Below are 19402 nucleotides of genomic sequence, written 5' to 3' on the forward strand. Positions count from 1 at the left end.
CACAGGTGGCATCCCGCCTTTGCTGTAAACACAACATATTGTGTTTTCGAACATATGCTCGGGGGTGTTTTACAACATATTGGGGGTGGAATGGTGGGGCGGGGTGGGGGAAGGGGTGGGGAAAGGTGTTGAAAAATGGGGCGGTTCCCCATATTATTGATGACGTCGACAGGCGGGGTGGTTCCCCGCGTACGTGCCATCTGAGTAACCGAGGGGAGGGCGCACATGGGAATGACTGGTGCATACGAGCGCAATCTCGATGCAAAAGGTCGTCTATCCCTGCCTGCACCCCTTCGCGAGGAGCTTGGAGAGCACGTTCGCGTGTTTAAAGCCCTGGATGTCGATGCTCTGTACGTGTTCTCTGCCGAGGCCTTCGATAAGTGGGTCGAAGGACTCTTCGCGGGTCGTGAGGGCCACGAGGGTTTTAACCCGCGTGACATTAACGACCAGAAGCTCATGAGGGCGATCAACAAGCGCACCACGTCGATGGACGTGGACAGCGCCGGTCGTATCGGTCTTTCCGAGTCTCTCCGCAAGCAGGCGAACCTCGACCGCGAGGTCACGGTTGTGGGCAACTACGACCACCTTGAGGTTTGGGATCGCGCCGCGGCCGATGAGGACGATGACGATGAGGCCCTGCTGGACCTCTTCTTCTCGTAAGGGCAAGGCACGGGTAACGGATGGAGCGTGGGATCTTGACACAAGAATATCGGCATGAACCTGTCATGCTCGGCGAAGTGCTTGAGTCGCTGCGGCTAAAGAGCGGCTCCGTTGTCTGCGATTGCACCCTTGGCGGTGCCGGCCATTCGGTAAAGATGGCCGCGCAGGTGGGGGAGACGGGCCTTTTGCTCGGCGTCGATCAGGACGACATGGCCCTCGAGGCCGCTGGCGCCCGTCTGGACCGCGAGGTTCCCGGCGTTCCGCACCAGCTGCTGAAGGGCAACTTCGGCGACTTGGACGAGCTGCTTTGCTCGGCCGAGGTGCCCGGGGTCGATGGCTTCCTGTTCGATTTGGGCGTTTCGTCACCGCAACTCGATATCCCTGGCAGGGGCTTTTCGTATAACGAGGACGCCCCATTGGACATGCGGATGGATCCGGGTAATAACACCTTAAACGCAGCTGAGGTCATCAACACCTATAACGAACACGACCTCGCCCGGATTCTACGCGTCTACGGCGAAGAGAAGTTCGCCTCGCAGATCGCGCGCGAGATCGTGCGCCGCCGCGAGCAAGAACCGATCGAAACCACCGGCCAATTTGTCGAGATCATCAAGGCGGGTATCCCGGCTGCCGCTCGTCGGCATGGCGGACACCCGGCCAAGAAAAGTTTCCAGGCCATTCGCATCGAGGTCAATCACGAGCTCGATGTGCTCGAACGAGGGCTTGATGCCGCCACCAGGTGGCTCAACCCGGGCGGACGTATCTGCGTCATCTCGTATCACTCGCTCGAGGACCGTATCGTAAAGAACCACTTTAAGGAGATGAGCCAGGGGTGCACGTGTCCGCCGGAGATTCCGGTGTGCGTGTGCGGCAACGTGCCGATACTCAAGGTCATCACCCGCAAACCCTTGGTTGCCCAGCCTGATGAGGTTGAGCGCAACCCTCGGGCGAGATCAGCCAAAATCCGCGTGGCGCAGCGTCTGTAGGCGCGACCGCGCGATATTGGACCTCCCGCTCGCACCATAAACGAAGCTTAAACACACTACCAACGTACTCGGGATGGGAGGCGGCATATCATGGGCTACAACACTTCAAGCGCAGCACTCGCCTATGATATGAACGCCATGCCCGCCTATCGTGAGACGCCGCAGGCCCCCGTTGCTCCCCGTGAGCAGCGCACGCCGCGCTTTGATGTCTACACGGGCGCGGGCCGTCAGGCAAACCAGGCGGTAAGCCCGGTTTTCATGAGCGTTCTTAAAACGTTTTGCATCATTGCGGCTATCTTCATGACGATCGGCGTCGCCCGCGTGGCGCTCGCCGGCGTTACGGCCCAGGTGCTCAACAGCAACGCCGAGCTTACCAACACGCTCGAAAAGGCGACCGATGAGAGCTCCGACCTGGAGGTCATGCATTCGGTCTATGGCGCCGACACGCGCATTCGCGACCTTGCGGGCGCTTATGGCATGGTGGAGCCCAGCGAGAGCGTTACACTTGACTTTTCGCAGGATGCAGCCGCGGGCGCCAACGCGACCGCGACCGCTCAGTAGCAAGACGGTAGCTGAGTATGACAAATGACTATCGCCGCGGTTCCGATGGGGGCCGCGGTTCTGGACGTCCCTCGTCGCGGGGACGTTCTGGTTATCAAGGAACGGGTCGGCAATCTTACAACGCCGGGCAGTCCCGTGGCAACGACCCGGCGTCGCGACTTCGCGGCTCGGGCGGCCCTCAAGTGCATAACAACAGGTCGCGCAAGAGTTCGTCGACCGAATGGCTCACAGGCGCGCCTCTGCCTCGCCGCAAAGCCGTCATGGGATTCATTGGGTTTGGCTTGGGCTTGGGCGTCTTTCGCCTTGCCGACTATCAAATTGTCGAAGCCGATAAACTGCGCGAGCGTGCCGATGCGCGCCGCCTGCTTGCGCAGACCCTCTATGCCAAACGCGGCACCATCTACGACCGCAACGGTAACGTGCTAGCGTCGTCGGTCGAATGTCGCAACATCGCCGTGAACCCGCAGCTTGTCGAGGATGTTGACAAGACGGTGTCGGCGCTGGTCAAGGCAACTGGGATCGATAAAAAGACCTGCCGCAAGCTCGTCGAGTCCGATGGCACCTGGGTGTATATCAAGCGCCAGGTGGACGAAGACGATGCTGCGGCGCTGGAGAAGAAGAACCTGCCCGGCGTGCTTTTTGAGCAGGCCATGAAGCGCGTATATCCATACGGCAATCTGGCATCGCAGGTGCTGGGTGTAGTGAATGTAGACAACGACGGCTTGACGGGTCTCGAGAAGCAATACAACAAGCTTCTGACCGGTACGAACGGTTCTCTTGTGCGCGAGCGCGCGAGGGACGGCAGCTATATCGCGGGCGGTGCCTATAAAAAGGTGGCTGCGGTCGACGGCGTTGATATCGTGACGACGCTCGACGTCAATATCCAGCGTGCGGCCGAGGATGCCCTGGCAGAGGCAGTTGAGAAGACTAAGGCCAAGAACGGCTCGGCGCTGGTCACCGATCCTACGACAGGCGAGATCTTGGCAGCCTGCTCGTATCCGACTTACGACCAGACCGATCTGGAAAACGCCAAGACCGAGGATATGAACTTGCGCCTGGTCACCGACGCCTACGAGCCCGGCTCGGTCTTTAAGACGCTCGTGGCGGGCGCCGGCTTCGACTTGGGCGTCGTGCGATCGAGTACGTCGTTTGAGGTGCCGGCGAGCATCAAGGTGGGTGACGATACCGTCACCGATGCCGACAAGCGCGACTATGCCATGACCATGGATGTGCGCGAGATGATGCGCCGTTCGTCCAACGTGGGCTTTGTCCTGGTGGGGCGCAAGATCGGTGCGGACGACTTTGCCGCCTATGTGGACAAGTGGGGCATAGGTCACAGCTCCGGTGTCGATTTTCCGGGCGAGAGCCTGGGCATCGTCAAGGAGCGTGACCAGTATGACGGCGCCACGCTGGGATCGATGAGCTTTGGACAGGCGCTGTCCGTCTCGCCGATTGAGATCGCACGTGCCGTGGGCGGCATCGCCAACGGCGGCGTGATGATGACCCCGCACTTCTATAAGTCCAGCAAAGGCGACGAGAAGGACTGGGGCGAAGGCGAGCGCGCGATTTCTGAGGACGCCGCATCCCAGGTGACATCGTGCATGCAGACGGTCGTGTCCGAGGGAACGGGCGTTGGCGGCGCGGTTGACGGCTATGACGTGGCGGGTAAGACCGGTACGGCCGAACGAGCCGACGAGAACGGCGGCTACCTCAAGGAGAACTACATGTCGTCCTTTATGGGCTTTGCGCCGGCACAATCGCCCAAGGTGCTGTGCTATATCACGCTCGACGGAACGCCGAGCGGCTCAGATGCCGCTGCGGTGCCGTTCCAGTCCATTATGGCCAACGCGCTCGACGTGCTGGGTATCCCGCACACGAAGTAGGGGGTTACAATCTTTGGGGCGTGGTTTGTTGTCCCATATGAGGGGTGTTCACATGCCCTGCACCACGCATGCGCGGCGCTGGGATACAATACGCCGATAGCATTATTAGGTTTACAGGGGAGCTGCAATGATAGAGATCGCCGTCAACAACCTCGCGGCCGCAACAGGGGCCCGAACCGTGACGGGAGAAGCCGATCGGGTATGCCGCGGGTGCGTTATCGACTCGCGCCAGGTCGAGGAAGGGACGATTTTCGTCGCCTTTCCCGGTGAAAACGTCGACGGCAATGATTTTGCTTCCCGTGCCGTCCAGTCGGGCGCCGGCGCCGTCGTGATGACGCGTGAGCCCGAGGCCGAGCTGGTCTCGCTGGCGCAGGACAAGGGCTGTGCCATCTTGCTGACCGATGATCCCGAGGAGTTTCTGCTGCGTTTGGCGCACACGTACCGTCTGGAGCTTGGCTGCCTGGTCGTTGGTATTACCGGTTCTATCGGCAAGACGACGACCAAGGACGTGCTCGCCGCCGTGCTCGCCAAGCGCTATCGTGTCTGGGCCACCAAGGGCAATTTCAATAACCTGATCGGCATGCCGCTCACGGTGCTTTCCGCTCCGGCCGATACCGAGGTCCTGGTGCTCGAGATGGGCATGAACCATTTCCACGAGATCGAGCGCCTGTCCCAGTCCGCCAATCCCAACCTTGCCATCGTGAGCAAGATTGGTACCTCTCATATCGGCATTTTGGGTAGCCGCGAGAACATCGCCCGCGCTAAGGCCGAGATTGTCCAGGGTATGTGCGCCGCCGGCGACTTCTTGCCGCTGCTGGTTTTGGGCGGCGAGGACGACTTTACGCCGTTCATTCGCGATACGTTCGCCCAGCCTGCTGGTATCGACGTGATGCTGGCCGGTGTCTCTGACGATGATGAGGTCCGTGCCCGCGACGTTCGAGTTGATGACGAGGGCCGTCCGGTCTTTACGCTCGATTTTGGTCAGGGCGAGACAATCGATACCATGCTTGCCATCCCCGGCGTGCAGTCCGTTCCTAATGCCGTTAAGGCCGCCGCGGTTGCCTATCGCCTGGGCGTGACGCCCGAGCAGATCGATGCTGCCTTTAGGGGTCTTACGATCACCGGGCACCGCCAGGAGATCAAGCGCGCCAAGAGCGGTGCACGCATCATCGACGATTCCTATAACGCCAGCGCCGAATCGATGGCAGCCGGCCTCGATCTGCTGTGCTCGCTTTCATGCACGGGGTCTCGCATGGCGATCCTGGGCGAGATGGGCGAGATGGGCGATGAGGCTCCTCGCATGCATGAGCTCGTGGGCGCCTATGCCGCCGCCAAGAAGCTCGACATGCTGGCGTGCGTGGGTGGTGAGCTGGCCCAGCTTATGGCCGATGCCGCGCGCATGATGGGCATGGACGAGGACCGCATCCAGGTGTTCTCCGATTATCAGCAGGTGCTCGACCGCATGGGCGGCGCGCTTGAAAAACATGATGTTGTACTGGTCAAGGGTTCCCGCTTTGTTGAGCTCGACCGCTTTGTGGAAGGTGTGTGCTAGCCCATGTTCGGCAATCCCTCGTATCCAACGTATCAGGCTTTTTTGGGGCTTGGCATCGCCGCAGCCATTGCGCTGCTGCTCATGCCGTGGTGGATCAAGCTGCTCAAGGTCGAGGGTATCGGCCAGCAGGTTCGTGCCGACGGCCCCAAGCGTCATTTGGTTAAGCAGGGAACGCCCACCATGGGTGGCGTTGTCATCCTCGTCGCGATCTCGCTGACCTGCCTGCTGATGGGCAAGCTCACCACCGAGCTCGTACTCGTACTGCTCGCCACGCTGGCGACCGGCGTGCTGGGCCTGATCGACGACCTGACCTCCGTTACGCATGGGCGCTCGCTCGGTCTGACGCCTCATGCCAAGATGATCGGCCTAACCATTATCTGTGTCACCTTTACGGTGCTTGCCGTCAACTGGTGCGGCGTCGCCCCCGAGATTCGTTTTCCCGGTGGGTTGACGATTGACCTTGGCGTGCTTTCGACTACCATCTGCGGCTATTCGTTCCCGTGGCTCTATATTGTCTTTTGCTGGCTGATGATTGCCGGTCTTTCTAATGCCGTGAACCTGACCGATGGCCTTGACGGTCTTGCTGGCGGCACCTCCATGATCGCCATGCTCGCCATGGCTGCCATGGCGTTTTTGCACGGAGACGTGAACCTGTCCATCTTCTGTACCGCGTGTGCCGGTGCCTGCTTGGGCTTTCTGTGGTTCAACTGCTATCCGGCGAGCATCTTTATGGGCGATACCGGCTCGCTTGCTCTGGGCGCCGCGTTCGCCTGCACGTCCATCATGACCAACACCGAGGTCGTCTCCCTCATCATCGGCGGCCTGTTTATCGTTGAGACCCTGTCGGTCATGATTCAGGTTGTCTACTTCCATTTTACGCACAAGCGCGTCTTCCTTATGGCGCCCATCCATCATCATTTCGAAAAGAAGGGTTGGGCCGAGACCAAGGTCGTCATCCGTTTTTGGATTATCGCTGCGGCATTTGGTGCCGTTGGCCTTGCTCTGTTCTTCCAGTTGGGATAGTGGTCTTTCATGCCTCTTGCTGATGTCTTTAGCCTGCTCGTTTTGGGTCAGGGCAAATCCGGTCTCGATGTCGCCTGCTGGGCGCTGGCACATCCAGAGCGCGTAAGCGCCGTTACCGTGTATGGCGGCGGCACCTCTGAGCCCAATGACGCCACGCGTGCGCTCGAGGCTGCCGGTGCGTCGTTTGTCTATGGGACCGAACAGGTCGAGGGCGCCTATGACGTATGCGTGACGTGCCCGGGCATCTCGGAGTTCTCGGGCTTCTTTAAGGCCGGGCGCGAGCATGCCGCCCAGATTATGGGTGAGCCCGAGTTTGCCTATCGCCTGTCGCCCGATAACTGGATTGCCATCACGGGCACCAACGGCAAGACGACCACCACGTCGCTGACCGATTATCTGCTCAAGGCTTCCGGTGAGGCCAGTGTAGCTGTCGGCAACATCGGCGAGCCGCCTATCAACGAGATTGACGGCCGAGCCCACAACGAGTGGTTTGTGGCTGAGCTCTCGAGCTATCAGATTGCTACGACCACCGAGCTCCACCCTCGCGTGGCGGTGCTGCTCAACATCACTCCCGACCACTTGGGCTGGCATAAGAGCCATAAGAACTATGCGCTTGCCAAGATCAAACTGTTTGACAATATGGTCGATGACGATCTGGTGGTCGTCGACGTCGAAGACGCCGGCATTCACGAGTTCGATGAGTGCATCTACACGCCGGGTCGTCGCATCTGCAAGGTCGCTTTTGACGAGCCCGAGGGTGCAGACGCCGCCTTTGTGCGCGACGGCAAAATGGTCGTGCGCCTGAAGGGCGTCGAGACTCAGCTTGTCGCCACGTCCGAACTCAAGATCTCGGGCCATCACAATGTTATCAATGCCCTGTGCGCTGCCACGGCTGCCCTGGCAGTCGGTGCCGATGTCGATGGTGTCTGCCGCGGTCTGGCCTCGTTCCAGCCGCTCGAGCACCGCGTGGAGCCGTGCGGCGAGATTGACGGAGTGCGCTACGTCAACGATTCCAAGGCGACCAACACCGACGCGGTCGAGAAGGCACTGACGGCATTTCCCGATGACAACGTGATCTTGCTGCTCGGCGGCCACGATAAGGGCACGCCGCTCACGGACTTCGCGCGCGTCGTTATGGATAACGTGCGCTCGGTCGTCTGCTTTGGCGATGCGCGCGAGCGCTTTACCGCCGCTATGGACGAGGCCGATGTCGATGGCGATGTGGATATCGCCCAAGCGGATGACCTACGCGATGCCGTGGACGTTGCCCGTTCGCTGTCGAGCCGTGGCGACGTGATCTTACTTTCTCCTGCCTGCTCTTCGTTCGATGAGTTCTCGGGCTATGAGGAGCGCGGCCGCGTGTTTAAGGACTACGTGGCTCAGCTTGCCGCTGCAGCGAAATCGCAAATGGAATAGGGGTTGCCGGTGAGAGAGGAGAGCCCCCGACAAGGTATGAGGAGGCCCGACTCGGACCGTGCTTCCTCGCGGCGCAGCACACCGCGTTCCGGTCGCGGCGGGCAGTCGTTTAGCGAACGCTATATTGCCGGCGTTCCCGCCCGCATCATGCGCCCCCGTCTGATATTTATGGCCTGCCTGTTTACTTTGGTGTGCTTTGGTCTGCTGATGGTGTACTCGGCGTCTTCGGTCGAGGCGCTGCACGAGAATGGCTCGGCGACGTTTTTCCTGGGTCGACAGGCCGCGTTTGCCGTGGTTGGTGTTCTGGCGCTGATTGCCATCGTGCGCGTTTTGCCGGACAGCTGGTTTGGGGAGGATGTGCTTAGGATCTTCCTTATCGGCATGATAGGGCTACTGTTTCTGGTGTTCTTGGTGGGCAGCGGCAGCCGTGGCGCCACGCGCTGGCTCAACATCGCCGGTATTCAGTTCCAGCCTTCCGAGTTTTTAAAGCCATTTGCCATTGCGTATTCGGCCATCATGCTTGATCGCTTCTTTTCGCCCGGTGGCAACATCAACGAATTCCTTCGCAAGATGGGCATCTACCTGGGTATTTCGCTCTTTCTGATCTTTATCCAGCCCGATTTCGGTACTGTCCTGATCATCCTGTTGACCCTCATGTGCATGGCGTTGTTTGCGGGTCTCGACCCGAGATTTATCATCGGCGTGCTAATCTTCGGCATTCTCGTGATCGTGATTGCACTTGTCGCAGAGCCGTACCGTATGGTGCGTATTCAGGTTGCCTTGAACCCTTGGGCTGATGAGTATGGTGACGGCTATCAGGCCACGCTTGCCATCATGGCCTTTGCCTCGGGCGGTCTGTTCGGCCGTGGCATCGGCAACTCAACCATGAAGTACTCGTATCTGCCCGAGGCGCACAATGACTACATCCTGGCCATCATTGGCGAGGAAGTCGGCTTTGTCGGAACCGTGCTGTTCTTCTTGGTGTTTGCGATGCTGATCTACTCGGCGTTTCGCATTGCCGAGCAGGCGACCGATCGTCGGGGCGCGCTTATGGCGTCTGGCTCCGCGGTCATTCTCGCGGTGCAGTTTTTGATTAACGCGCTTGGCATCCTCAACGTGTTTCCCATGACGGGCAAACCGTTGCCGTTTATTAGCTACGGCGGTTCGTCGATTATCGTGTCGCTTATGCTTGCCGGGTTGATTCTGCGCGTTTCGTACGAGAGCGCCCGCCGCGATGAGTATGACCGCCGCCGTGAGAGCTTTGCCGTTATGGACGAGAGCACCGCCGGCGTGGCCCATGTGCGCGGTGAACGACCTTCGCGTAGCGGCTTTACCGTTCTGGATGGCTCTGCGACCGAGCCGGCAGCTCGTCCACGTCCGCGGACGGCGCCGCAAGGTCGTCCGCAGCGCCCCAGCCCTCGCAGCGCGGGCGGCGGATATAATCGAATCGATTTGAACTCGGACCCGTCGGCGCGTTTGCGCACCGACGACCAGGGACCGCGTGTACGAAGGGACTACCATGACCGATAAGATGACCGTTGCTATTGCAGCCGGCGGCACGGCAGGACACATTAACCCCGCGCTCGCTTTGGCCGAGGAGCTGCATGACCGTGGCCACCACGTTGTGTTCGTGGGCCAGTCGCGCAAGCTCGAGGGTCGTCTGGTCCCCGAGGCTGGGTTTGATTTTGTGCCCATTACGGTCACGGGCTTCGACCGCTCCCGTCCCTGGACGGCGCTGACCTCGCTGTGGCGTGTCAACAAGGCCAAGCGTGCGCTCGCCAGTCATTTCTCAAAGGTCGGCAAGCCCGATGCTGCCATCGGTTTTGGTGCCTATGTCGAGGTTCCGCTGCTGGGGTGGTGCAAGGGCGCAGGCGTTCCGTATCTGCTACATGAGCAGAACTCTGTTCCGGGCCTGGCCAACAAGATGATGAACTCCCACGCCGCTCGCGTGTGCATCTCGGTGCCGGCAGCGCGCTCGGTCTTTGAGCGCGAAGGTGACCCTGACCACGTGCTCATGACCGGCAACCCCGTACGTCGCTCGGTGATCGAGGGCGATCGCGCTCGCGGCCGCAAGGCACTTGGCGTTCCCGAGGACGCTACGCTGCTGCTCGTCTTTGGCGGTTCACTTGGCGCCCAGCACCTCAACGAGCGCGCGGTTTCGCTCAAAAACGAGCTGCTTTCGCGCAAGAACCTCTATGTGTTGCATTCGACGGGTGCCGACGGCTTTGAGGAGACCGAGCGCGCTTTGGCGCTGACGCCCGAGGAGGCGAAGCGTTACCGCGTCCAGCCTTACATCGACAACATGGGCGATATGCTGGCTGCTGCCGATTTGGTGCTCTCGCGTTCGGGTGCATCGAGCGTGGCCGAGATCGCTGCGCTCGCCGTGCCCTCGATACTCGTGCCGTATCCGCATGCGACGGCCGACCACCAAACCACCAATGCCCGTTATCTGGTCGACGCCGGGGCCGGCGTGCTCTGTGCCGATGCCGATATCGACGGTTCTGCCTTTGCCGATGAGCTGCTGCACCTGGTCGATGACGCGGCAGAGCGCGACGTCATGCGTCAGGCGGCGCGTGGTCTGGCTCAGGATAGGGCCGCCGCTCTTCTGGCCGATGCGGTAGAGGGTTTGCGTTAGTTAGACGGGATATCGTCGGTCGCCCTCGCGCTGATGCGGTAGGTGCGGTACAGTTAACGGGTTACAGGCAGTGTTTACGCAAGGAGTACACGAGCACATGGCTGATTCCCAGACTGCAACCTCCGCGCCCGAGTTTAAGAGCGCCCACTTTATCGGTATCGGCGGCGCCGGCATGAGCGGCATCGCCCTCGTTCTGCACGAGCGCGGTTATGCCGTTACCGGCTCCGACCTTAAGACGTCACGTTATATCCGCCAGCTTACCCGCGCTGGTGTGAAGGTGCACGTGGGCCATGAGGCAGCCACGATCGACGAGGTCAAGCCCGACGTGGTTGTTGTCTCCACCGCTATTCCGGAGTCCAACCCTGAGCTCGTTCGCGCTCGCGAGCTTGGTATTCCCGTGTGGCCCCGTGCCAAGATGCTCTCTGCTTTGGGCCACGGCTACACCACCGTCGCTGTTGCCGGCACGCATGGCAAGACCACCACGTCTTCGATGTGCGCCACTATGCTCGACCGCATGGGTCTGGATCCGAGTTTCTTGATCGGCGGCATCGTCGAGGGCTATGACACGAACGGCAAGAACGGCTCGGGCGACTACTTTGTCGCCGAGGCCGACGAGTCCGACAGCTCCTTCCTGTTCCTGAACCCCAACGTGGTCATTGTGACCAACGTCGAGGCCGACCACCTCGATCACTACTCGGGTATCGAGGAGATCGAGGCAACTTTCGCCAAATTCATGAGCCTGGTGGGCGAGGACGGCACCGTCATCGTCTGCGGCGAGGACCCGCATCTGGTCGAGCTCGCCAAGTCGACGGGCCGTCACGTGCTTTCCTACGGCTTTGCCGAGAGCAACGACATCGTCTGCGTGCACCCGGATGTCAAGGGCATCCAGAGTGACTTTATCGTTCGCTTTGAGGACGGCACTGAGCACGCTGTGGAGATCAAGAGCAATCCCGGTCGCCACAACATGCTCAACGCCACGGCCGTGCTCACCGTCGCCCATGTCCTGGGCCTTGACATCGACGCCGCCGCCAAGGCGCTCTCGAGCTTTGAGGGCGTCCGCCGTCGCTTTACCCACGTGGGCGATATCGATGGCATCACCGTGGTCGATGATTACGGCCATCACCCCACCGAGATCAAGGCGACGCTTGCCGCCGCTTCGTCGCTGGGCTACAAGCACGTCGACGTCGTGTTCCAGCCGCACCGCTATTCGCGCCTGCAGGCCCTGTGCGACGACTTTGCCGATGCATTTGCCAATGCCGATAAACTGCTGCTGATTGATGTGTTCTCGGCTGGCGAGATGCCCATTCCGGGTGTCACCTCTAAGATGCTCGCCGATACCGTGCGCGCCAAGCATCCTGGCAAGGAGGTCGTGTACTGCTCCAGCCGTCTTGAGCTCAATCAGGAGCTCGAGCAGATGGTGGGCGAGGGCGACCTGCTGCTCACCATGGGTGCCGGCGACGTTACGACCGTCGGTCCCGAGTTCATTGAGTATCTGACTGCCAAGAAAGACGCTTAAGTCTAATGGGTCTGTTTAACGCCGTCATGGCGCTCTCGGGCATGATCGACACGGATGTGATCGAGGACGAGCGCCTTGCGCGTCATACGAGCTATCGTATCGGCGGCAAGGCCGACCTCTTTGTGACGTGCCATAGCTATCATGCCCTCCGCCGCGCCGTGGCGGTGCTCGATCGCGAGCAGGTGCCGTGGGTCATCATCGGCAAGGGCTCCAATCTGCTGGTTGCCGATGGCGGTTATCGCGGTGCCGTCATTTCGCTCGGACGTGAGTTTCAGCGCACGGTTGTTGCCGATGACGGTTGTACGCTGACGGTCGGTGCGGGCGTGATGTTTGCGCGCCTGGTCAACGATGCCCTGTCGCGTAGCCTCTCGGGCCTTGAGTTTGCCGTTGGCATTCCTGGTTCGGTCGGCGGTGCGATATCTATGAATGCCGGCACGCGGACCGAGTGGATTGGCTCGCTGGTTGAGGATGTCGTAACGTTTGACCCGGCATCCGGTATCAAGCATTATGCGGGGTCCGAGATCACTTGGGGCTACCGCGAATGTAGCCTTCCCCGCAATGAGATCATCCTCGAGTGCGTGTTCAAGCTTAAACCGGCGCCCAAGGCCGACATTCGCGAGCGCATGGAGCGGTACCTTACAAGGCGCAAGCGTACGCAGCCCATGGGTCGCGCATCCTGCGGGTCTGTCTTTCGCAACCCGCCCGATGCGAGTGTGGGCAAGCTTATCGAGGATTGTGGATTAAAGGGTTTTTCGATTGGCGGCGCGGAAGTTTCGCCCGTTCACGCTAATTTTATCGTTAATAACGGAACTGCCTCGGCCGATGACGTTGCCGCGGTTATCAGACATGTGCACGGAAAGGTGAGGGAGGCGTATGGCATCGAGCTCAGACCGGAAGTTAAATTCCTCGGCTTCTAGAGCATCGAAACCTACCTTCCGCCGCGCCGGAGGGCGTTCCGGCGCGCCTGCCAAACCTCAACGCAATACCGTCGCGCACTCTAAGTCTGTCGGGCATGCTCGACAGACCAGTCGACCGGTCGTCGGCTCGCAGCTCGGTAATCGTCCGGCCGCAAAAAAGTCCTCGCGTCCCTCGGTGACGTCAAAGCCTGTTATGGGCGCCAAGCCTGCCCGTCCCATGGCAACTCCCAAGCCCTCGACGGGAACTAAAGCGGCGCGTCCAGGTCGCACGCTGGGCGCATCGAAACCGCGCTCGCTGACATCGGTGCCGGCTACCGCCAAGAAGCCTTCGAGTAAAAAAGGTTTCAACCCGTTATCTTCACTTGGAGCGATGGCAAATAAAACATCAGACGACGCTTCTGTCGTTACAGGCAAAGGCAAAATCGTGGGCGGCGTTCTGGCCGTCTTGGCCGTGCTCGTCGTCGTTGCCATCGTGGTGATTAACTCTGGATTGTTTACTGCCACTGATATTCAGATTCAAGGCAGCGAGCATGTGACGAAGCACGATGCTATCCAGCTGATCGACTTGCCCGAGGGAACGTCGCTTTTTAACGTCGATCCCGACCAGATTACCGAGGATCTCAAGCAGAACCCGTGGGTCTCGGGCGTGGATGTCCAGCGCCAGTTTCCCCATACGCTTATCATCACGCCGACGGAGCGTAAAGTTATCGCCATTGCATATATCAGCTCCGACGACCTTGCCTGGGCTATCGGAGACGATGACACCTGGATCGCCCCGCTGTCGACGTCGGTCGAAGTGGACGACCAGGGCAACGTCATCACGACAGGGCAGGGCTCAAATACCTTGACCGGAATCGATGCCGCGCTGGCGCTCGCCAAGCATTATGGCGCGGTGTTGTTGACTGATGTCTCGGCGGATGTCGCTCCGGTTTCCGGCCAGGCGGTGAACTCCAAGGCCGTTAAGGCCGGCCTGGATTATGTGCGTGGTTTTTCGAGCGAGTTCTTGGGACAAGTCAAGGATATTTCCACGCCTTCGGTCGAAGCCATCTCGGCAAACCTCAATAACGGCATTGAGGTGTCGCTGGGCGATTCGGACGATATCGCCAAGAAGGAACGCGTAGTCACCAAGTTGCTTTCGCAGGTAGAGGGCGTAACGTATATCAATGTGCGCTCTCCGGGCAACTACACATTTAGGAATGCTCCGACCTCGTAGCGCTGGTTGATGCTTTGTTGAGGGGCCATACCAAGCCGTTTATCTGGTTTGTTTGGTTTTCACGGTCAATTATTTGACTGATACGTTCATAATGTGCAAACATAATACGGTTTACCTTTGCATTTACTTTCAACCTGAAGGTTAATGTGCGCAGGGGTCGACCCATGCTATGGCTATAACCTTTGTTCGGAGGACCGACATGCACGAGACAGAGATCAACAACTACCTTGCCGTCATTAAGGTGGTCGGCGTCGGCGGCGGCGGTACCAACGCGGTCAATCGAATGATCGAAGAGGGCATCCGCGGCGTCGAGTTTGTTGCCATCAACACCGATGCTCAGGCACTCGCGATCTCTGATGCCGATATCAAGGTGCACATCGGCACCGACCTTACCCGCGGCCTGGGCGCCGGCGCCAACCCCGAGGTTGGCCGCAAGGCTGCCGATGAGTCCCGCGACGACATTGCCGAGGCGCTCGCTGGCGCCGACATGGTGTTTATCACCTGCGGTGAGGGCGGTGGCACCGGTACCGGCGCTGCTCCCATCGTTGCCGATATCGCGATGAACGAGGTCGGCGCACTGACCGTCGCCGTCGTGACCAAGCCCTTCACCTTCGAGGGCCGCAAGCGCAAGAAGAGCGCCGAGGAGGGCATCAAGACCCTCTCCGATTGCGTCGACACCATGATCGTCATTCCTAACGATAAGCTGCTCGACATCGCCGAGAAGAAGACCACCATGCTCGAGGCCTTCGCGATTGCCGATGGCGTCCTTTCCCAGGGCACCCAGGGCATCACCGACCTCATCACCGTCCCCGGTATCATCAACCTGGACTTCGCCGATGTTAAGACCATCATGAAGCAGGCCGGTACCGCCATGATGGGTATCGGTACCTCTTCTGGGGATACTCGTGCCGTCGACGCTGCCCAGCAGGCCATCTCCAGCCCGCTGCTCGAGAGCTCCATCGATGGTGCCACGCGCGTTCTGCTCTCCATCGCCGGTTCCAAGGACCTGGGCATCCAGGAGATCAGCGACGCCGCCGACGTTGTCGCCAACGCCGTCGACCCCGAGGCCAACATCATCTTCGGTACCGTTGTCGACGAGTCCCTGGGCGATCAGGTGCGTATCACCGTCATCGCTACGGGCTTCTCCGACTCCAATGTCAACCGTCAGGATGAGCTCTTTGCTGCTCAGCAGTCTCAGAGCAAGGCCGCTGCCTCCGCTGAGCCGCAGCGCACCGCTCCGGCTGCCAGCCCGGCTCAGGCCGCTCCGACCCGCAACGTCGGTGGTACCGAGCTGCCCAACTTTGGCAACGACCAGTTCGAGCTTCCCGACTTCCTGAAGCGCGGTAGCTTCTAGTTCGTTTTTCTCAACGACCTGCACGGGGTGTGTCCATTTGGATGCACCCCGTTTTCTTTCTCGTTTGTAAACGAAAGCCTCCAATCTCCTTACGTTCCCTTTACGTTTGGTCCCTACCGCTGCGGGTATCCTTTTAAGGAAGTATGACAGCCGTATAAACGCGGACTGCGCGGCGACGCCGCGGTACTTGTGTTATTAGGAGGCTTTAGTATGGCAGCACGTGCGGACAACGTTTCGCGTGTCGACCATGATGGAGTTACGTTGGTGGAGGGCGCGACATCCGATGTCCGCTTTGCCTTTACCGAGCGCACCGGTGGCGTTTCTGAAGATGCGTACTCCTCGCTCAACCTGGGCTCGCATGTAGGCGATGACCCCTTTGCTGTTCAAGAAAATCGTCGTCGAGCGCTCGAAGCTATGGGCGCCACTGAGTGCGAGCATAATCTGCTCGTGCCCAATCAGGTACATGGTGACCATATCGTTACGGTGACTTCGAACGGCGCCGACGATCTTGAGGCTGTTCGCGAGCAGATTGCCGAGGGCTGCGATGCCATCGTCTGTACGGCCCATGACGTGCCCGTGCTGCTCTGCTTTGCCGACTGCGTTCCCGTGGTGCAGGTGGCCCCTGGCGGATTTGCCGTGGTGCACTCCGGTTGGAAGGGCACGATTGCACGTATTTCTGCCAAGGCGTGCCAGGCGCTTTGCGATGCTGCCGGCTGCGATGCGAGCGACGTTTCCGCCTATATCGGCCCCCATATCTTGGCTGACGAATATGAGGTATCCCAGGAACTCATGGATCGCTTTGCCGTCGAGTTCTCTTGTATCGATGCGAGTGCCTCTCGCATGCTCGATCTTTCCGCTGCCATTTGTGAGACGCTGGTAGATGCCGGTGTGGACGTGGATAATATCGTGGATACCCAGCTTTCGACTGTGCGTCAGAACGACCGCTTTTATTCCTACCGTAACGAGGACGGCACCTGTGGGCGCCATGCTGCGATCGGCGTGATGCTATGAGAAAGATCGTATCGGTCCTGAGCGCCGCTGTGCTTACGCTTACGCTGTGCGCCTGTTCTTCGGGATCTTCTGCCTCTTCCATTACCGTGGCCGGCTCCACGACCTGCCTTCCTATCGCCGAGATTGCGGCAGAGGGCTTTAAGGAGGAGACCGGCATCGACGTGCTCGTTTCCGGTTTGGGCTCTTCCGCTGGCATCGAAGCCGTCAGCGCTGGCACGGCCGATATCGCCAGCTCCTCCCGTGGACTCAATGCCGACGAACAGGATCTGGGCCTGACTCCCATCGTCATTGCCCACGACGGTATCGCGGTCATCGTGAACGAAGACAACCCCGTCGATAACCTCTCGACCGAGCAGCTCCGCGATATCTATGCCGGCAAGATCACCAACTGGAAAGAAGTCGGTGGCGAGGACCTGAGGATTCAGGTTATCAACCGAGATGAGGCGTCTGGCACGCGTGAAGCCTTCCGCACCATCGTGATGGACGGCACCCCGTTCGATCGCCGCTCCGCCGTTCTTTCGGGCACGGGCCAGGTGCGCGACGTGGTATCTCGTTCGCGCGGGGCTATCGGCTACATTTCGCTGGGCTTCGTCGATAGCCTCAACGCCAAGACCTCGGTCAAGGCCGTCTCGGTCAATCATGTTGAGGCGTCCGAGAAGACGGTCGCGAGCGGCGGCTATCCCATCTCACGCGACCTTTACTTCTTTGTGAAGGGTGCGCCTTCGCAGCAGGCGCAGGATTACATCGACTATGTGACGTCCGAAAAGATGGACAAGCAGATTCGCGAGGCGGGCTTTATCCCCGTCACCAACGACGAGAAGGGGAGTGAGTAGCATGGAAGCACAGGAAAACTCCCAGACTGAGCAGAATGGTCAGGCGCCCAAGAAGCGCGAGCTGGCGCTCGTATCGCGCAGCACCTATATCAAGGAGAAGGCGCTGCAGTGGATCTTCTTTGCCTGCGCGTTCTTGGCGGTTGTTACCGTCATCCTGATTTTTGTCTTTACCACGTACTCGGCGCTGCCCGTCTTTACCGACATCGGTCTGGCGGACTTCTTTAGCTTTACGTGGGCGCCCTCTGAGGGTCACTACGGCATCGTGTCGCTGCTTGCCGGCTCGGGTCTGGTGACCGTCGGTGCACTCGCCATGGGTGTGCCCCTAGGCGTGGGCACGGCCGTGTATCTGGTCGAGATCGCCAGCAAGCGCGTGCGCAAGCTCATCAGCCCTGCCGTTGACCTGTTGGCCGGCATCCCTTCTATCATCTATGGCTTCTTTGGCATGATCATCATCCGCCCGTTTATCGCACAACTGACCGGCGGTCTTGGTTTTGGCGCGCTGACGGCGTGGTTCGTGCTCGCCATTATGATCGTGCCCACCATCACGACGCTTACCATCGATGCTCTCAATTCCATTCCCATGGGCATTCGCGAGGCATCGTATGCCATGGGCGCCACCAAGTGGCAGACTATCTATAAGGTCGTGTTACCTGCCGCCAAGCTGGGTATCGTGGATGCCATCGTGCTGGGTATGGGCCGTGCCATCGGCGAGACCATGGCCGTGCTCATGGTCGTGGGTAACGCCCCGGTTATTCCCGACAGCATTGCGAGCCCCATCTCGACGCTCACGAGCCAGATTGCGCTCGACATGAGCTATTCCTCGGGTCTGCACCGCTCGGCGCTGTTCGGCATGGGCGTGGTCCTGTTTATCATCTCCGCCACGCTGGTGGGCATCGTCCGTCTGATTTCCAAGAAGAAGAGGGGGTAGGCTATGTCCGATTCCGTTGACACGACGGTCGATACGACCTCGTCGCGCGAGCGCATCAAGCGTGCCCTTTCCCATGGCAAGAAGGGCCGCATCAACAAGGACCTGTCCAACAAGATCATGCTTGGCGTGTTCCGTGCCGCGGCATACATCACCACGCTGGTGCTTGTCGCTATCATTGCCTATGTGGTCATTAACGGCCTGCCGCATATCTCGCTCGACTTTATCTTCGGTTGGCCCCAGGGCGTCAACGCCGAGGGCGGAATTTGGCCCACGATCGTCTCGACCGTCTATGTGACGGCGCTCGCCATGCTTATCTGCACGCCGATCGCTGTGCTGGCAGCCGTCTATCTGGCCGAGTACGCCAAGCAGGGCAAGGTCGTCGAGCTCATTCGCTACGCTGCTGACGCTTTGGCCTCGGTGCCCTCCATCGTTATGGGCCTGTTTGGCTACGCCTTGTTTGTCGAGGCCATGGGCCTGGGCCTTTCGATGGTCTCGGCCGCTCTGGCGCTCGCGCTCTTGATGCTTCCCATCGTCATGCGCACCACCGAAGAGGCCATTCGCGCCGTCCCGCGCTATATCCGTTGGGGCGCGTACGGCCTGGGCGCCACCAAGTGGCAGGTTGTCTCCAAGATTGTGCTTCCTTCTGCCTTTGGCCGTGTTGCCACGGGCATCGTCCTCGCCATCGGCCGCGCCATTGGCGAGACCGCGGTGGTGCTCTACACCATGGGCCAAGCCATCAATCTACCTATTTCGCCGCTCGATTCCGGCCGCCCCATGACGGTTCACCTGTACCTGCTTGCCAACGACGGCATCAACATGAACGCAGCCTACGGCACCGCGCTCTTGCTGATGGTGATCATTCTGGCCTTCAACCTGTTTGCGCGCTTCCTGTCGCGCAAGCGTCGCTAGTTAAG

At 60.0% G+C, this 19402-nt stretch carries 17 protein-coding genes; all 17 read left to right on the top strand.

What is annotated here, in order from left to right:
• Positions 1 to 225: 225 nt before the first annotated feature.
• The 17 genes from PMX70_RS03615 (at position 226) to pstA (ending at position 19397) form a co-directional block, all read left to right on the top strand.
• Entirely contained in the window at positions 226 to 660 is a 435-nt protein-coding gene (locus tag PMX70_RS03615) for a division/cell wall cluster transcriptional repressor MraZ (protein WP_006234269.1), read from the top strand.
• A 20-nt stretch (positions 661 to 680) separates the two neighbouring features.
• Positions 681 to 1646 carry a 16S rRNA (cytosine(1402)-N(4))-methyltransferase RsmH gene (rsmH, locus tag PMX70_RS03620; protein WP_006234266.1) on the top strand — a complete coding sequence of 322 codons (966 nt, stop codon included), beginning with the start codon at positions 681 to 683 and terminating at the stop codon, positions 1644 to 1646.
• 90 nt (positions 1647 to 1736) lie between these two features.
• Positions 1737 to 2207: a hypothetical protein gene (locus PMX70_RS03625; RefSeq protein ID WP_022094483.1), complete on the top strand. Its 471-nt coding sequence runs from the start codon at positions 1737 to 1739 to the stop codon at positions 2205 to 2207.
• A gap of 260 nt (positions 2208 to 2467) precedes the next feature.
• Positions 2468 to 4090, top strand: a complete 1623-nt coding sequence (locus PMX70_RS03630; RefSeq protein WP_195568167.1) for a peptidoglycan D,D-transpeptidase FtsI family protein — start codon at positions 2468 to 2470, stop codon at positions 4088 to 4090.
• Between the two features lie 127 nt (positions 4091 to 4217).
• Entirely contained in the window at positions 4218 to 5642 is a 1425-nt protein-coding gene (locus PMX70_RS03635; protein WP_271742913.1) for a UDP-N-acetylmuramoyl-tripeptide--D-alanyl-D-alanine ligase, read from the top strand.
• 3 nt (positions 5643 to 5645) lie between these two features.
• Positions 5646 to 6665: a phospho-N-acetylmuramoyl-pentapeptide-transferase gene (gene mraY / locus PMX70_RS03640; protein ID WP_089571579.1), complete on the top strand. Its 1020-nt coding sequence runs from the start codon at positions 5646 to 5648 to the stop codon at positions 6663 to 6665.
• Positions 6666 to 6674: 9 nt separating this feature from the next.
• Complete coding sequence (gene murD / locus PMX70_RS03645; protein WP_271742914.1) at positions 6675 to 8081, top strand: UDP-N-acetylmuramoyl-L-alanine--D-glutamate ligase; 1407 nt, start codon at positions 6675 to 6677, stop codon at positions 8079 to 8081.
• 36 nt (positions 8082 to 8117) lie between these two features.
• On the top strand, positions 8118 to 9611 hold the full coding sequence (ftsW, locus tag PMX70_RS03650) for a putative lipid II flippase FtsW (protein WP_271742915.1): 1494 nt from the start codon (positions 8118 to 8120) through the stop codon (positions 9609 to 9611).
• Complete coding sequence (gene murG / locus PMX70_RS03655) at positions 9601 to 10716, top strand: undecaprenyldiphospho-muramoylpentapeptide beta-N-acetylglucosaminyltransferase (protein WP_117637519.1); 1116 nt, start codon at positions 9601 to 9603, stop codon at positions 10714 to 10716. The genes ftsW and murG overlap by 11 nt, the downstream gene beginning before the upstream one ends.
• A 97-nt stretch (positions 10717 to 10813) precedes the next feature.
• A complete protein-coding gene (gene murC, locus PMX70_RS03660; RefSeq protein WP_099431529.1) occupies positions 10814 to 12232 on the top strand; it encodes a UDP-N-acetylmuramate--L-alanine ligase in 1419 nt (472 codons plus the stop codon).
• Positions 12233 to 12237: 5 nt separating this feature from the next.
• On the top strand, positions 12238 to 13149 hold the full coding sequence (murB, locus tag PMX70_RS03665) for a UDP-N-acetylmuramate dehydrogenase (protein WP_117564655.1): 912 nt from the start codon (positions 12238 to 12240) through the stop codon (positions 13147 to 13149).
• Between the two features lie 424 nt (positions 13150 to 13573).
• Complete coding sequence (locus PMX70_RS03670; RefSeq protein WP_231501570.1) at positions 13574 to 14362, top strand: cell division protein FtsQ/DivIB; 789 nt, start codon at positions 13574 to 13576, stop codon at positions 14360 to 14362.
• A gap of 199 nt (positions 14363 to 14561) precedes the next feature.
• On the top strand, positions 14562 to 15716 hold the full coding sequence (gene ftsZ / locus PMX70_RS03675; RefSeq protein WP_055251674.1) for a cell division protein FtsZ: 1155 nt from the start codon (positions 14562 to 14564) through the stop codon (positions 15714 to 15716).
• 210 nt (positions 15717 to 15926) lie between these two features.
• Positions 15927 to 16727, top strand: a complete 801-nt coding sequence (locus PMX70_RS03680; RefSeq protein WP_271742916.1) for a purine nucleoside phosphorylase YfiH/LACC1 family protein — start codon at positions 15927 to 15929, stop codon at positions 16725 to 16727.
• Positions 16724 to 17560, top strand: a complete 837-nt coding sequence (locus PMX70_RS03685; protein WP_271742917.1) for a phosphate ABC transporter substrate-binding protein — start codon at positions 16724 to 16726, stop codon at positions 17558 to 17560. Before PMX70_RS03680 ends, PMX70_RS03685 begins: the two co-directional genes overlap by 4 nt.
• Position 17561: 1 nt before the next feature.
• Positions 17562 to 18488 carry a phosphate ABC transporter permease subunit PstC gene (pstC, locus tag PMX70_RS03690; protein WP_271742918.1) on the top strand — a complete coding sequence of 309 codons (927 nt, stop codon included), beginning with the start codon at positions 17562 to 17564 and terminating at the stop codon, positions 18486 to 18488.
• 3 nt (positions 18489 to 18491) lie between these two features.
• A complete protein-coding gene (pstA, locus tag PMX70_RS03695; protein WP_271742919.1) occupies positions 18492 to 19397 on the top strand; it encodes a phosphate ABC transporter permease PstA in 906 nt (301 codons plus the stop codon).
• Positions 19398 to 19402: the final 5 nt, after the last annotated feature.

Origin of the sequence: Collinsella aerofaciens, assembly GCF_028206795.1 — a bacterium.
Taxonomy (GTDB): Bacteria; Actinomycetota; Coriobacteriia; order Coriobacteriales; family Coriobacteriaceae; genus Collinsella; species Collinsella aerofaciens_AX.